The organism is Paenibacillus phytorum, assembly GCF_013141715.1.
In the GTDB taxonomy this organism is placed as follows: domain Bacteria; phylum Bacillota; class Bacilli; order Paenibacillales; family NBRC-103111; genus Paenibacillus_E; species Paenibacillus_E phytorum.
This window is the reverse complement of record NZ_WHOA01000004.1, coordinates 100,637-113,293: the sequence shown is the minus strand read 5'-3', so window position 1 is coordinate 113,293 and position 12,657 is coordinate 100,637. Positions and strand designations below refer to the sequence as shown.

At 44.2% G+C, this 12,657-nt stretch carries 17 protein-coding genes; 11 read left to right on the top strand and 6 right to left on the bottom strand.

The genetic code is table 11. The annotated features are described in order from the left end of the window. Positions 1-170: 170 nt before the first annotated feature. The 4 genes from GC098_RS00480 to GC098_RS00465 form a co-directional block, all read right to left on the bottom strand. On the bottom strand, positions 171-443 hold the full coding sequence (locus tag GC098_RS00480; protein WP_171639951.1) for a hypothetical protein: 273 nt from the start codon (positions 441-443) through the stop codon (positions 171-173). 154 nt (positions 444-597) lie between these two features. Next, positions 598-975 carry a hypothetical protein gene (locus GC098_RS00475; protein WP_171639949.1) on the bottom strand — a complete coding sequence of 126 codons (378 nt, stop codon included), beginning with the start codon at positions 973-975 and terminating at the stop codon, positions 598-600. 41 nt (positions 976-1,016) lie between these two features. After that, entirely contained in the window at positions 1,017-1,376 is a 360-nt protein-coding gene (locus tag GC098_RS00470; RefSeq protein WP_171639947.1) for a hypothetical protein, read from the bottom strand. Positions 1,377-1,541: 165 nt separating this feature from the next. Beyond that, positions 1,542-1,823: a DUF1761 domain-containing protein gene (locus GC098_RS00465; protein ID WP_171639945.1), complete on the bottom strand. Its 282-nt coding sequence runs from the start codon at positions 1,821-1,823 to the stop codon at positions 1,542-1,544. Positions 1,824-2,028: 205 nt separating this feature from the next. Here GC098_RS00465 and GC098_RS00460 point away from each other — a divergent pair, with 205 nt between their 5' ends. From GC098_RS00460 to lepB, 4 genes are all read left to right on the top strand, one after another. After that, on the top strand, positions 2,029-2,487 hold the full coding sequence (locus GC098_RS00460; protein ID WP_171639943.1) for a hypothetical protein: 459 nt from the start codon (positions 2,029-2,031) through the stop codon (positions 2,485-2,487). A 75-nt stretch (positions 2,488-2,562) separates the two neighbouring features. After that, positions 2,563-3,336, top strand: a complete 774-nt coding sequence (locus GC098_RS00455; RefSeq protein ID WP_171639941.1) for a hypothetical protein — start codon at positions 2,563-2,565, stop codon at positions 3,334-3,336. A 76-nt stretch (positions 3,337-3,412) separates the two neighbouring features. After that, positions 3,413-4,084 (top strand): hypothetical protein, encoded by a 672-nt coding sequence (locus tag GC098_RS00450; RefSeq protein ID WP_171639939.1) that lies wholly within the window; start codon positions 3,413-3,415, stop codon positions 4,082-4,084. A 32-nt stretch (positions 4,085-4,116) separates the two neighbouring features. After that, the gene (gene lepB / locus GC098_RS00445; protein ID WP_171639937.1) at positions 4,117-4,674 is read left to right on the top strand and encodes a signal peptidase I; all 558 of its coding nucleotides are present in this window, start codon (positions 4,117-4,119) and stop codon (positions 4,672-4,674) included. Between the two features lie 44 nt (positions 4,675-4,718). Here the strand turns inward: lepB and GC098_RS00440 are convergent, their stop codons facing one another. Next, the gene (locus GC098_RS00440) at positions 4,719-5,354 is read right to left on the bottom strand and encodes a response regulator (RefSeq protein WP_216625103.1); all 636 of its coding nucleotides are present in this window, start codon (positions 5,352-5,354) and stop codon (positions 4,719-4,721) included. Between the two features lie 163 nt (positions 5,355-5,517). Between GC098_RS00440 and GC098_RS00435 the strand changes: the two genes are divergently transcribed. The 4 genes from GC098_RS00435 to pdaA all read left to right on the top strand — a co-directional run bounded on the left by GC098_RS00435 (position 5,518) and on the right by pdaA (position 9,474). Further along, positions 5,518-7,068: a sensor histidine kinase gene (locus tag GC098_RS00435; protein ID WP_171639935.1), complete on the top strand. Its 1,551-nt coding sequence runs from the start codon at positions 5,518-5,520 to the stop codon at positions 7,066-7,068. Next, entirely contained in the window at positions 7,061-7,489 is a 429-nt protein-coding gene (locus GC098_RS00430) for a response regulator (RefSeq protein WP_171639933.1), read from the top strand. The genes GC098_RS00435 and GC098_RS00430 overlap by 8 nt, the downstream gene beginning before the upstream one ends. Continuing rightward, complete coding sequence (locus GC098_RS00425) at positions 7,489-8,607, top strand: HD-GYP domain-containing protein (protein WP_171639931.1); 1,119 nt, start codon at positions 7,489-7,491, stop codon at positions 8,605-8,607. Before GC098_RS00430 ends, GC098_RS00425 begins: the two co-directional genes overlap by 1 nt. Positions 8,608-8,739: 132 nt before the next feature. Then, entirely contained in the window at positions 8,740-9,474 is a 735-nt protein-coding gene (gene pdaA / locus GC098_RS00420; RefSeq protein ID WP_376769339.1) for a delta-lactam-biosynthetic de-N-acetylase, read from the top strand. A gap of 46 nt (positions 9,475-9,520) precedes the next feature. Here the strand turns inward: pdaA and GC098_RS00415 are convergent, their stop codons facing one another. Continuing rightward, a complete protein-coding gene (locus GC098_RS00415) occupies positions 9,521-10,441 on the bottom strand; it encodes a peptidyl-prolyl cis-trans isomerase (protein WP_171639929.1) in 921 nt (306 codons plus the stop codon). Positions 10,442-10,729: 288 nt separating this feature from the next. Between GC098_RS00415 and trxB the strand changes: the two genes are divergently transcribed. The 3 genes from trxB to tpx are packed head-to-tail and all read left to right on the top strand — an operon-like array spanning position 10,730 to position 12,597. Then, positions 10,730-11,674 carry a thioredoxin-disulfide reductase gene (gene trxB, locus GC098_RS00410; protein ID WP_171639927.1) on the top strand — a complete coding sequence of 315 codons (945 nt, stop codon included), beginning with the start codon at positions 10,730-10,732 and terminating at the stop codon, positions 11,672-11,674. A 32-nt stretch (positions 11,675-11,706) separates the two neighbouring features. Continuing rightward, positions 11,707-12,018: a thioredoxin gene (gene trxA / locus GC098_RS00405; protein WP_171639925.1), complete on the top strand. Its 312-nt coding sequence runs from the start codon at positions 11,707-11,709 to the stop codon at positions 12,016-12,018. Between the two features lie 54 nt (positions 12,019-12,072). Further along, the gene (tpx, locus tag GC098_RS00400; RefSeq protein WP_171639923.1) at positions 12,073-12,597 is read left to right on the top strand and encodes a thiol peroxidase; all 525 of its coding nucleotides are present in this window, start codon (positions 12,073-12,075) and stop codon (positions 12,595-12,597) included. Positions 12,598-12,657 lie beyond the last annotated feature (60 nt).

The window sequence follows — 12,657 nt, the reverse complement described above, 5'->3', positions numbered from 1 at the left end:
TCTGAAAGAAATCGTCATCGCATAGAACCGTTCCGTTGCTGGAGCGGTTTCTTTGTGTTTTTAGTGTCCGAACAGCAACTGAGAGTTATTGCAGATCGGCTGCGCGGGATGAGTTAGGGGAGTAACACGCGAAGTAAAAAGGGCATAAAGGATGCAAACCGTAAATTGGTTTAGCATCCTTTTTCGTTTTGTCTGCTAACCAGCTGCAACCACTCGGTTTTGGTTTTGGGAACTTGAATGGAATAGGCACCTTGATCCGGATGGCAGGCATAGGCTTGTGAACAAACCGTTGGTTCTTGATCATGGCCAAGTATCGTGATGTGTCCGCGACGTACGATAATAAGCTGATACTTATTGGCTGGGCATTCGGCCGTAAGAGAGGAACTATTCGTCTCGATCTGTTCAATGAGAGGGACAAGCGGAATAAGTTGATGAAAATTCATGATCAAGTCGTAGTCCTTTCCTAATGAGCTTCTCTTCATTTGATAGTGACATAGATGTGAGTTCACAACAAGTAAGTAACATAAAAAAACGCCCAAGCGGGCGTTTTTTAGTTGTTCCTGAAGGACGACGGAGTCGGTTATCCTTATTTTATCCTTACATGGCGTATACACTTTTGATAATAATTTCAGGTAATTCTGCACGTTGTGCTTCATATTGCTCAGGTGTAATGCTGCCGCTGGACAGCCGTAAGTTTAATTGTTCGGTTAACTCTGCTAATTGAAGCTCAATGACCTTCTGGACGTCAACCTTGTTGGCTTCGGCAATATCTGCTAGAGATAACCCATTATACTGGGCAATGTAAATATCTTCCTCTGAGGATAGCCCCAGTACATGCAGCAGATCTTCTTTTATAGGAACAGTATTCTGTTTATTTGCAATTGGATTAGCTCTTAAAGGATCAATCCATGTGGTTCCCCCCAGGCTTAAGGTAAGGGCCATTGTACTGATCAGGAGCATTTGCTTCCGGTTCATTGTATCCTCTTTTCTACTGATTAAACATTTGGTCATCATACTTAACGCCGCACAAAGGTCATGTGCCAACTATCTGAACGACTCAAGGATCTCGAGTTCTTGGCTTTATTAACGGCACTTACGAGTAGGAATATAAGCAAATCCTCGCCAGTTGTATTATTAACTAACACTTTACGAGGCGTTAAATCACCAGCTCCCCCTCTGGCTATAAAGACGCCCGGCGAGGGTTCAGCCTCAATTTTGATAGCAAAGGCCTCGTTGTTAAACAAGAAGTTGATATCCCTCAAAATTAACTTTTGTTTACTTTTCACACGAATAAGTATTTGCTGCAGCAGTATCGTTTTTCCAGCGCCAACCGAGATTGGTGAGCTACCGCCAACGATTCCATTAAGTTGAAGCACTATCTCCACCCCCAAAGATCTTGTGCTCCAGTATATTCGAGTGAATGCCAAGTGGAATGGGGGGATATACCTGAATAAACGATTTAGACGATTTTGAAACACGTTAGAGGCAATAAAAAAGAGCGTCTCCTGTGGAGGCGCTCTTGTGAGTCTATCTCTATGACATTAGGACTGCCAGGCTCCAATGATAATGCCAGCAATCAAATAGGATACCAAGTGGTAGCCGATGGTGATGAAATACAACTGCAGCTTGCTATTCTCGAACAAATAATTCATCCCGATTTTCAGCGAAATGCTTAGGCCGATAAGTAAGCCAATCGTAAGCCCTGTCAACCAGGTTGTCTCACTGCCAAGCGTCAAGAGAAGTGCCAGGATAAAGGCGCCCCCTAATGCGGTTAGTGCCGTGAGGATGTAAGTGATGGGACCTCCGCCTTTCATCTCTTCCATTTTCATATTTCGCAGCTTGACCGTATCGTGTAGCTTCTTGGTTGTAAAAGCTTATTTACTTAAAACATATGGTACTAAAGTATACCCTCAGACACTGCGAAAGTAGTAGATATAAATTACTCTAAAGGACGAAGTCACGAATCGTATGGCGGGATACAATAGGTTTGTAAGCGAGATCGGAACAAGAAGGAGGCAGGGCAGCACGATGATTCGTTTGAAACGCAAAGTGATGATCGTTTCATTGGGCCTCTCAACTTTCCTCGTTATGGGTACGGCTTACGCCTACTCGGATGTAAGTAAGCCTCTGCAAAATTGGTACAAAGCAAGTTTTCAGCAGGGGACGAAAGAAATTAATTCTATGGTCCAACAAGGGTTGGACGAAGCTTCTCAATCCTTGAGCGTATCGACGAATGAATCGACATCCAAGGCAAATGCCAACTTGAAGAAGATGGCAGATGACACTAGTCATAAGGCTATCGACAGCATAGCAGCGGCTCGCCAATCCTATGTTGGTCAAATCGAAAGCGCGGCAGAGCTTGCTAAGACTGGTGCAGCAGCAGATTTCGACAAGTACGTAAGTGCTTCGAAGAGTGCGAATGACCGTGAAATCGATCAATGGGCTCAGGAAACGATTCAAGGATTAACGTCGAAGCTGGGCAACTAGTCAGTCATGGTGAGTTATGGGTTCACTTCAGGTGAGCGCAATGAAACAATATACTATTCTAAGGGAGATTGATGAATGATGAAAGCATTGAAGAGTAGATTAGCAATTGGTGTTATTGCAACAGGTTTAGTAGCAGGTATGGGTACAGCATTCGCAGCAACAGACGCTGGTGGCCAACTTCAAAGCTGGTACTCCTCAGCATCAGCCATCACAAAAGGTTTAATCGCTGGAGACGTTGCAAGCTATGTAGCTGCTAACAAAGAAAAAATGGTTACTGATTACAAAAATATCAATAACACAGCAGTGAATGACGTAAAAACAGCAGGTACAACTGAAACGACTCGTGTACAAGGTTCTATTAACGGTCAATTGAACACTTACACGACGGCTATCGACAGTAAAAACACAAGCATTAAAGGCAGCATGCCTGGCGAGTACGACCGTTTAGTAAATGGTACGAACGCTATTAACAACGGTGTAATTGATGGTATTGGTTTTGTAGCCAAATTAGACATTACGAAAGATGTTAATGACCAAGGGAAAACATCCGTAAACAACCTGACTACGGCGGTAGGTACGACTCAAACTCAAGCTGCAACTGCTTTGACTACGAAAATCGAAACTACAAAAACAGAACTTAACACATTGCTTGCTGCTGAAAGAACAGCTGCATCCCAAGAAATTAAAGACAACTTGGCTGCTAAAATCGCAGCTAAATTAGCAGAACTTCAAACACTTGCTGATACTTTAGAAACAGCAAACAAAAAAGCAATTACGGATAAAGGTGCTTCCCTTGAAACTACTGGTTTAGCAGCATTGGAAACTATCGTAATCAACGGTTTGAAATAATAACATAGGCAAACAGGCCCCGGTGACGGGGCCTCAAGCTTACCTTTATTCACTAAGAGAAGAAGGAGGAATTAAAATGGTCACTAGAAATGAAAAGCAACGCAACCTGAAATCCAAACGGATTGTCGCCGCTGGAATTGTTTCTTTAACTGTTGTACTTACGGCGTCGGTCGGAATTTCCTATGCGGACATTGATATTGCGGGCTCCATGGCTTCTTGGTTCAATAAGAAAACAGAGCAAGTCATCCAAGGCTTGGATCAATCGATGAAGTCAGAGACCGAAACGCAAAAGGAACTGTTGAAGAAAGAATTGCAGCTTCGACTCGAAGCATCATCCAGAAGTTTGGAATCATTCACGGAGGAGCAGAAGCGAATTCGTCTTCAGGCTCTTGGACAGTATGCGCAATCTTTGCTCGCCAGTACGGATATCAAGACAGCACAAGATCGTCAGCAAATCTTGAATAAGCTCCAAGCGATTGTGGATAGTGCACAGGGGGCAATGGATACATTAGCGAACAGCTATGTTCCGCCTGCACTCGTGTTCACACCTAGCCCGCCGGTTGTCTTAGTTCTGCCACAAGGGGCACCGGCACCGCTGCCTGCACCAGCAGGACCTATTCAACCACCAGTGCCTGTGCCAATGCCTGTACCAGTCCCTGCGCCACAGCCGCCAACAGTAACGGATGATGTCTATGGACAGCAACCAAATCCAGCAACCGTGGTTCATGTCACGTACAACCAACAATAATTGAACAGACTTAAAAGTTGAGGTGAGCAGATATGACGGAAGAAGTCTTAGAGCTTAGACAGCCCGTAATCAAGAAAAAAAGTGAAGTATGGGGCTGGATTCGATTCATACTACTCCTGACACTGGCCTTTATTTTGATTAACAACATGATTGGGCTTACGAAAGTTTCGGGTAATTCCATGAATCCTTCGTTACAGAACGGCAATGTGCTGCTGATGAATAAAATATCGTTGTTCTTTTCAACGCCCAAATATGGAGATGTCGTCGTCATTAAGGATGAGCGACTAGGTTTTAGCATTATCAAACGTGTTATCGCTGTTCAAGGGGATCGCGTACTCATTCGTGATGGCGTCATCTTCGTGAACGAAACTCCGCTGCCTGAGCTGTATACAGCTGGAAAGTCGGAAGATATGGCTGTACAGACAATTCCGAGTGGACACCTGTTCGTTGTCGGAGATAATCGGAATTTGGGTGAGAGCAAGGACAGTCGGGATCCTTCATTAGGTCCTGTTCATATCAAAGATGTGAAGGGTTATGCGGTCTTCTCGTTATTTCCTATGCATAGTATCGCGGAACCGCTTGACCTATAAGGCAAAAAGATCCGGCGGGTTATCCCGACGGATCTTTCATTTTATTATCGCTGCATTTCAAACTGCACGAGTCCTTTGGATAAGGCATATAAGGCGGCTTGCGTACGATCAGCTAAAACTAATTTGGCTAGCACCTGACTCACATGCTTTTTCACCGTAAACTCTGTAATGTAGAGGGCGCTGGCGATTTCCTTATTGGAAAGTCCTTTGCCAAGAGACATAAGGACTTCTAGCTCTTTGGGGGTTAGTTCGGAGAGCTCCTGCTCTTCGCTGTGGGATTTATCGCCCATCATAGATCCCATTAGGACAGGATCATAGTATTTACGACCACGAGCAACGCTTTCAACTGCATATAGCAAGTCTTCGGGAAATGCTTCTTTCAAACAGATGCCCTCAACCTGTAAAGATTGGGCTAATTGAAGCTCACTTCGAGTTATCGAAGAGGTTAAAATGATATATTTGCAAGTATGTCCCGATCGTCGAGCCTCTCGAATCAAGTCCAGTCCATTTTCATTTCCCAAATTTAAATCAACGAGTACTAGGTCAGGCTTTGTCAGCTCAAGAAGCCGTAGAGCCTCCTTCGCATTCGCGGCTTCCCCAACAACATTTATCGATTGGCCGGATGATACAACCGTGCGAATTCCTTTGCGAACAAGCGGGTGATCATCAAGGATAATCATATTAATCAAGCGGGTTCCCTCCAAAAAGATCTCAGCTATGTTATACTAAAATAGTGCCAAATACCTATTACTATGTACCTACGCCTCATCAATTGGCTCCATTGTATAACAAAATATGCCAAAAGACCATTAAGAATTCATAAAGTTTAGGAGAAGTTAGGACATGTCCTTACATAACAGAACGGGCTTATATGTATTTTTTGGCTGCAGATGGGCGTTGTTGCTGTCTGGACTCATCCTGTATTCAAAGGATGGCGGTGTAACGCCTGGACTGCTGTTGGCTGCGGTTCTTTTTCAGACGATATACAGCCTATTACAGTTAAATAAAATGCGTAGAAAAGTGGCGATCATGGCCGCTATCGCGGATGTATCCTTTGGGATTTATTTACTTGGGCAGACGGGCGGCATTTCCAGTCCGTTTTTAATCTATAGTTTTACAGGTCTCTGGATGGTCAAACAATTCGTGAGCTGGAGACAGTACTATCCGATCCTCCTGTTTTATGTAGCGGGTATCCCGATTCTGTTTGCTTTGACATCTGATGTTCTCATATATAGATATGTACTGGCTCATTTTGATTACGGATTTATCGTATTCGCATTCTTTTGCGTAGTAAGTCTAGTGCATTATGCAGCGCAAAATGTACAGAAACAATTTCGCAAGCTTGTCATGATCTATTCTTCTCATCACATGAACGTACAGCCAATGAAGCAAGGAACGATTTCCTATGTAGAGGAACTGCTTCAGCATATTTTAGATGAGCGGGAAGTTATCCTTTGCGTGGAAAATGCCGGTCGATACGAAAAGGTTCAGAGTTGGAAGCATACATATTTTACGAATTATATGAAACAGAATAGGGCGAATATCCAGAAGATTTACACCCAATTACCATCGCCTACAGGTGAAGCTGTGCCTTATTACGTCCAAGTCCTTCTAGACCGTAGTGGGAAAAAGTATGGTTGGCTGCTTGTTAAAACAGGCAAGAATGAATTGTCTATTTTACACAAAATTTATATTCAATTTATCCTCATGAAGCTGGAAGCTTTCCATTTCGTCAACGAGGAATTGCTAGATGCTCAAGAAAATGCTGTCGCCCTTGAACGCGATGCGATTGCTCAAAATATTCACGATGGGATCGCTCAGGAGCTTTTCTTTATCTCTATTCAGCTGTTTCAATTGAAAAATGCGCTTCCCCCGGATGTTCGCGAGGAGACGCTTCCTTATGTGACGGAGATCGAGAAAAAAGTGAAAGAAAGCCATCGTGATATTCGTCAATTCATCATCGAGCTTAAGGATGAGAAGAGAAAATTCAATCTCCATAGTGCCATTGAGAAGCTGCTGCACCGTGTTACTGAACATACCGAGGTGGTGCCAATCTTTGAGAACATTGGTTGGGTAGCGCGTGAGCAGCTTGATATCGAAGAAGCGATTTATCACTTGGTAGAGGAAGCAGCCAACAACGTCATTAAGCATGCCAAGGCCAAACATATCCATGTGAGGATTGAAGTCACGATTGTACAATGGTCGATTACCATTAAGGATGATGGCATCGGAATGCAGATATCCGAGGTGTACGAGCAGGGGCGATTTGGGCTGAGAGGCATGGAAAATCGAATTAAAGCCTTGAATGGAGCCATTTCTTTTCAATCCGAAGCTGTCATGGGTACGACGGTTACAGCCTACATCCCACGTGAAAGGAGTATCGCCTATGTATAAAGTAGTCATTGCTGATGACCATTGTATCGTAAGAGAAGGTCTTCATATTTTGCTCAACAGCTGTGGGAGTTACGCGGTTACGGGTGAGGCGACGAACGGAAATGAAGCGATTGCGCAGTCGTTAGCGTTAGTGCCCGATCTTCTTTTAACGGATCTGAAAATGCCTGGTACTTCTATTATTGAAGGGGCTAAGACCCTTAAGGTTAGGTATCCGAAAATGAAAATTATCATTTTAACGGCTGTTGATGAGAGTGAGGATATTTATCGGGCTTTCAAAGCGGGGATTGACGGTTACTTGATGAAAGATACGAGTCCTGAAGTGATTCTATCCACCATTGCGGATGTCATGAAAGGTGCCTCTATCTTCCAGTCGAAGGAGAACATAAGCGATCAACCAGATTCAAGAAGGAGTTCACTATGATGAATTTACAACGATTCGGCCAACTGCCGGTTCATCAACTATTGATGGCTATCATTGGTAGTATGTCCTCTATCTGTACACTGAGTGGCTTGTCATACTGGTTGGTTAACGGTAACTCCGAATCTAAGCTGTATATGATGACCTCGTTTACCGTTTCCCTTTTTGCCTGGGGGATGTACGCGATTCAGAAAAGTATGCCAAAAGACAGTCCATATACGAATCTGATAACCCCCTCATTACTATTCTTAGTGATTGTTATCATCACATTGTATAACCCTATGGCTTTGCATCAGATGTGGGTTGCTCTTATCTTTTTCCCTGTTATGCTCAGTTTATTGGTTGAATTCAGGGTTTATCTATATGGTTCTGTCATTTTTCTGTTGTATTTCTTACTCTTTCAAATTTTTGGTCCTACGTATGGGATTAACGACGGGTTCTCTCCCATTATTATGGCGACGACAAAAGGTGTATATGCATTAGGCTGCGTGATCTTAGGCGGAATTATTATTACAGCCTTTAACCAACATAAAAGGCGCGTCGAGGCCGCCGCGTTTCAGCAGCAAAAACAGCAAGTGATTAACATCTTGCAATGCTTCATCCCCGTAGGAGAACGGAAAACACAAACGTCGCGTAAAGAAATCGGTGAAATGAGTGTGCTGCTCAAAGCACTTGTGAATGAATATGGAAGCTTGCGGGTGCAAGATTGGGAGATTGATTTATTGTCACTCTTGCATTTTGTAAGCAGGGTCAAGCTGCCGGATTATATGTTTGAAAAAGAAGAGAAATTGACAGAGTTTGAGTTCGAAGTGGTGCAGGAGCACTGCTTCATGGCGAAGGAATTGTGCGAAGGCATCCCCGATTTTCAAGAGGTCGAGAAAGCGTTCCTTTATCATCATGAAAAAGTAGATGGCACCGGCTATCCGTATCGTCTCGCGGGCGATCAGATACCGCTGCTTTCGCAGATGCTCGGCTTAGTGGAAGTGTTCCTCGCCATGACGACGCCGCGGTCATACCGACAAGCCACGTCCCCAAGAGAAGCGTACGCTGAAATTAAGAAACTAGTCGGACATGCTTTTCGGTCTGACATTGTAGAAGCTTTTGGGAAAGTGATAGATTGAAAAAGAACACATAATCTCCATCTAACATGTGGCATATTAGTAACAGTCTAATCAGACTGTACCAATCCACAAAAGGCAAGGAGTGAATGTTCAACCGTGAAATACATGCGAATTCTGACGATCGTACTCGCCATGCTGCTCGGGCAAGCAACGATGGCATCTGCCGATGGGTCTTATCATTTTGGATTTAAGAAAAGTACGAAAGGACAGCCCCCGTCGATTGATGAAGAAGGCTTCAAAGGCCTTTTGAAGCAGCGAGGGGCTATTTTCACAGGAGATCCAGCTTTAAAGGAATTGTACTTAACCTTCGATAATGGCTATGAGCAGGGCTATACCGGTAAGATTTTGGACGTGCTGAAGGAGAAGCAAGTACCCGCGATCTTCTTCGTTACGGGGCATTATATCAGGACGGAGCCTGAATTGTTAAAGCGGATGGCACAGGAAGGTCACTTGATCGGCAACCATTCTTGGAGCCATCCGGATATGAGTCAAATATCGGCAGAACGCATTCAGAAAGAACTGAATCAAGTGAAAGACGAGGTCAGAACTCTCACTGGACAACAGGAGATGCGCTATCTGCGCGCGCCGCGAGGGATATTTAGTGGCCAATCGTTAGCGGTTAGCCAGGGGCTTGGCTATACGAACGTATTCTGGTCCGTTGCTTACCGCGATTGGGAGCCCAAGCATCAGAAGGGCTGGGAGTATGCGTACAAAAATGTGATGGCGCAGCTGCATCCAGGTGCTGTCATTTTGCTTCATTCGGTGTCCAAGGATAACACGGAGGCGTTGGCCAGAATCATTGACGATGCGAAGAGTCAGGGATACCAGTTCAAGAGTCTCGATGAGATGCAAAGTCGGACGCCATAAAAGCTAAGAAGGATGCCCCGGTATGGGCATCCTTCTTTTGTATACATTAAGCATCTTTGCTCAAGTAGTTCTCAACAGTCGATTGCGATTTCTTCTCTTGCAGCCAAGTAGAAGATAGGGTAGACAACTTTTGGTTGGTTAATGTTGTTTTAATATCCTCCTTTTTCTCCTCCATTGTAGGCGTGTAGGCCGCTTTACGGTCAGTTACTTTAATAATGTCGTATCCAGTACTTGTTTGAACGGCACTGCTTGTTTCACCTACAGCTAAGGCGAAGGCCGCGGTGTCGAAGGTTGCTTCCATTTTACCGCTAGAGATGTAACCAAGAGCTCCGGCTGTATCTTTGGTTGCAGTGTCTAGGGATTTGTCTTTGGCAAGCGTTGCAAAGTCCGTACCTTTTTTCAACTCAGTGAGAATGGCATCCGCTTCTTCTTTGGTCGTGACCGAGATGTGAGAAGCCTGAATTTGCTCAGGGACCTTCAATGATTCGATATTCTCATCATAATATTGTTTGATTTCATCATCCGAAATCGTAATTTGAGGTTCTAGAATTTTCTTCAAGAGAACTTGAGTCTTCATATTTTTCTTTAGATCGTCTAATGTCATGCCGTAAGAGGTGAGTGCTTGCTGAAACTCATCATTAGAAGCGTAGGAACTTTGAATGGATGAGATTTCTTTCTGAATATCTTCATCTGTGATTTGAATGCCCGTCTTCTGTGCTTCTTGGTTAATAAGTTCATCAGTGATTAAAGAGTCCAGTGTCTGCTGGCCGCCACTTACTAGCATCGCTTTATAGAGCTGATCCGTGCTGATATTGACGCCATTAACCTTAGCTACGGCTGATGATGCTGCTGATGCCTGATCGGTTTTCTTAAGAGGAGGATAGACGATGAGATAAGCGATAAGACTGAGCAGCAGAAGAGAAGATACCCATTTCCTTGTACGATTTGCTGATATACGTTTATTCATTATGAATGCTCCCTTCGGTTTCAGTAATTGGAATGACTTGACCTGATGCCTATTATGCCGATTGAAACTGAAGCCCACTTGAAAGCTGACTGAAAGTTTGATGAATAGATAGGCTGAATCTGCCATTAACAAAGGGGATCATCCCTAAATTTAGATTGTATACAAATTAATTGTTGACAATGTTAAATGGAATTGGTATGATTCATTCATAAGGTTGTTTCAAATTAAATTGCTGACAAATAAAACAAAATCATACAATTACCACGAAGTATTAAAGGAGGCGTTCCTATGCATCACAAAGCGATCATTATCGGAACTGGACCAGCGGGGTTGACCGCAGCGATTTACCTGGCAAGGGCGAACATGTCGCCTTTAGTCATAGAAGGCATACAGCCTGGGGGGCAGTTAACTACCACCACGGAAGTAGACAACTTCCCAGGATTCCCGGATGGCATCACGGGGCCGGAGTTGATGGACAATATGCGTAAACAGGCATTGCGTTTCGGTGCAACGATTCAGCCAGGTCGGGTCTCAGAAGTCGATATGTCCAAACGGCCATTCACCTTGTTTTTAGAGGATGGAGGTCAATTGACAGCGGACTCGCTGATCATTTCCACAGGCGCAACGGCCAAGAAACTGGGCATCCCCGGTGAATCCGACAATATTGGTAAAGGCGTTAGCACCTGTGCAACTTGCGATGGATTTTTCTTTAGAAACAAGAAGATTATCGTGATTGGCGGTGGGGATACAGCGATGGAAGAGGCACAGTTCTTGACTCGGTTCGCTTCTGAAGTGCGCGTAGTGCACCGTCGTGACGATCTGAAAGCATCGAAAATCATGCAGGATCACGCCCGCGGCAATCAAAAAGTTGCCTGGAGCCTCAATCGGACACCGCTTGAAGTCGTAGCTGGCCCTCTTGGAGTGACCGGACTTAAGGTGCTCAATAACGTAACCGGCGAGGAAGAGCTGCTGGAGGCAGATGGTATTTTTCTAGCGATTGGGCATACTCCGAATACTAGCTTCCTAGGCGGACAGCTGCCAACAGATGAGCTCGGATATTTGCAGGTTATTCCCGGAACATCGCAAACGACTGTACCTGGCGTATTCGCTTGTGGGGATGTGCAGGATCGCATTTATCGCCAAGCCATTACATCAGCAGGAAGCGGTTGTATGGCGGCACTTGATTGTGAACGATTTATTTCCGAACAGCATGCTAAATGCTTTTTAATATAAAAATATAAAAGAACCTTTAGGAGGAATTAGCCATGTCAGTTAAACAAATTTCCGATGCGACTTTTAACAATGAAATTGAAGCGGGTATTGTACTTGTAGATTTTTGGGCCCCTTGGTGCGGACCTTGTAAAATAATCGCTCCTATTCTAGATGAGCTATCTGCTGAGATCGGCGATGCAGCCAAAATTGTAAAAATCAACGTGGATGATAACCCAGAATCCGCTTCTAAATATAACGTTATGAGTATCCCTACACTGCTCGTATTCAAAGATGGTCAATTGGTTGATCAGCTGGTTGGGGTACAATCCAAAGAGAAGCTTAAAGCGGTTATTGAGAAAGCCTAACAAACAACAAATCTAATGACCTAAAACATATAAAATCCCAGGAGGAATACGAATATGACACAAGTACAAGAACGCACAGGGGTAGCAACAGTTGGAGGAAATCCAGTTACTTTACTAGGACCGGAAATTAAGGTTGGCGATCAAGCGCCAGATTTTAAGGTGAATAAGGATTTGATGACAGAGGTCAGCCTATCGGATTATGCAGGCAAAGTGAAGCTGATTTCGGTCGTCCCTTCCGTGGATACAGGCACATGTGATGCACAGACGCGTCGTTTCAATGTGGAAGCAGATAAGCTAGGAGATAATGTCGCCATTTTGACGATTTCGGTGGATCTTCCATTTGCACTAAGTCGTTTCTGCGGGGCTGCAGGCATTGATAAAGTCGTAACCCTATCTGATTATAAAAGTCGCGCTTTCGGCCAAGCGTATGGCGTTTTGATTAAAGAGATTCAGCTTGATCAGCGTGCGATATTCATCTTGGATGAGAACAATACCGTTCGTTATGTGGAGTATATAACGGAGATGAAGGAGCATCCGAATTATGATGCGGCTTTAGAGGCTTTGAAGGAACTTGTGTAAAAAAAAGAGAGCAGCATTCCCAAAGGGGATTGCTGCTTTTATTGATTTAGGGGGTAAGGT

Excerpts from the sequence above, each read along its gene's own strand:
- GC098_RS00480 (WP_171639951.1), bottom strand. The coding sequence starts at position 443 with ATGAATTTTCATCAACTTATTCCGCTTGTCCCTCTCATTGAACAGATC.
- GC098_RS00475 (WP_171639949.1), bottom strand. The coding sequence starts at position 975 with ATGAACCGGAAGCAAATGCTCCTGATCAGTACAATGGCCCTTACCTTA.
- GC098_RS00465 (WP_171639945.1), bottom strand. The coding sequence starts at position 1,823 with ATGGAAGAGATGAAAGGCGGAGGTCCCATCACTTACATCCTCACGGCA.
- GC098_RS00460 (WP_171639943.1), top strand. The coding sequence starts at position 2,029 with ATGATTCGTTTGAAACGCAAAGTGATGATCGTTTCATTGGGCCTCTCA.
- GC098_RS00455 (WP_171639941.1), top strand. The coding sequence starts at position 2,563 with ATGATGAAAGCATTGAAGAGTAGATTAGCAATTGGTGTTATTGCAACA.
- GC098_RS00450 (WP_171639939.1), top strand. The coding sequence starts at position 3,413 with ATGGTCACTAGAAATGAAAAGCAACGCAACCTGAAATCCAAACGGATT.
- lepB (WP_171639937.1), top strand. The coding sequence starts at position 4,117 with ATGACGGAAGAAGTCTTAGAGCTTAGACAGCCCGTAATCAAGAAAAAA.
- GC098_RS00440 (WP_216625103.1), bottom strand. The coding sequence starts at position 5,354 with ATGATTATCCTTGATGATCACCCGCTTGTTCGCAAAGGAATTCGCACG.
- GC098_RS00435 (WP_171639935.1), top strand. The coding sequence starts at position 5,518 with ATGTCCTTACATAACAGAACGGGCTTATATGTATTTTTTGGCTGCAGA.
- GC098_RS00430 (WP_171639933.1), top strand. The coding sequence starts at position 7,061 with ATGTATAAAGTAGTCATTGCTGATGACCATTGTATCGTAAGAGAAGGT.
- GC098_RS00425 (WP_171639931.1), top strand. The coding sequence starts at position 7,489 with ATGAATTTACAACGATTCGGCCAACTGCCGGTTCATCAACTATTGATG.
- pdaA (WP_376769339.1), top strand. The coding sequence starts at position 8,740 with ATGCTGCTCGGGCAAGCAACGATGGCATCTGCCGATGGGTCTTATCAT.
- GC098_RS00415 (WP_171639929.1), bottom strand. The coding sequence starts at position 10,441 with ATGAATAAACGTATATCAGCAAATCGTACAAGGAAATGGGTATCTTCT.
- trxB (WP_171639927.1), top strand. The coding sequence starts at position 10,730 with ATGCATCACAAAGCGATCATTATCGGAACTGGACCAGCGGGGTTGACC.
- trxA (WP_171639925.1), top strand. The coding sequence starts at position 11,707 with ATGTCAGTTAAACAAATTTCCGATGCGACTTTTAACAATGAAATTGAA.
- tpx (WP_171639923.1), top strand. The coding sequence starts at position 12,073 with ATGACACAAGTACAAGAACGCACAGGGGTAGCAACAGTTGGAGGAAAT.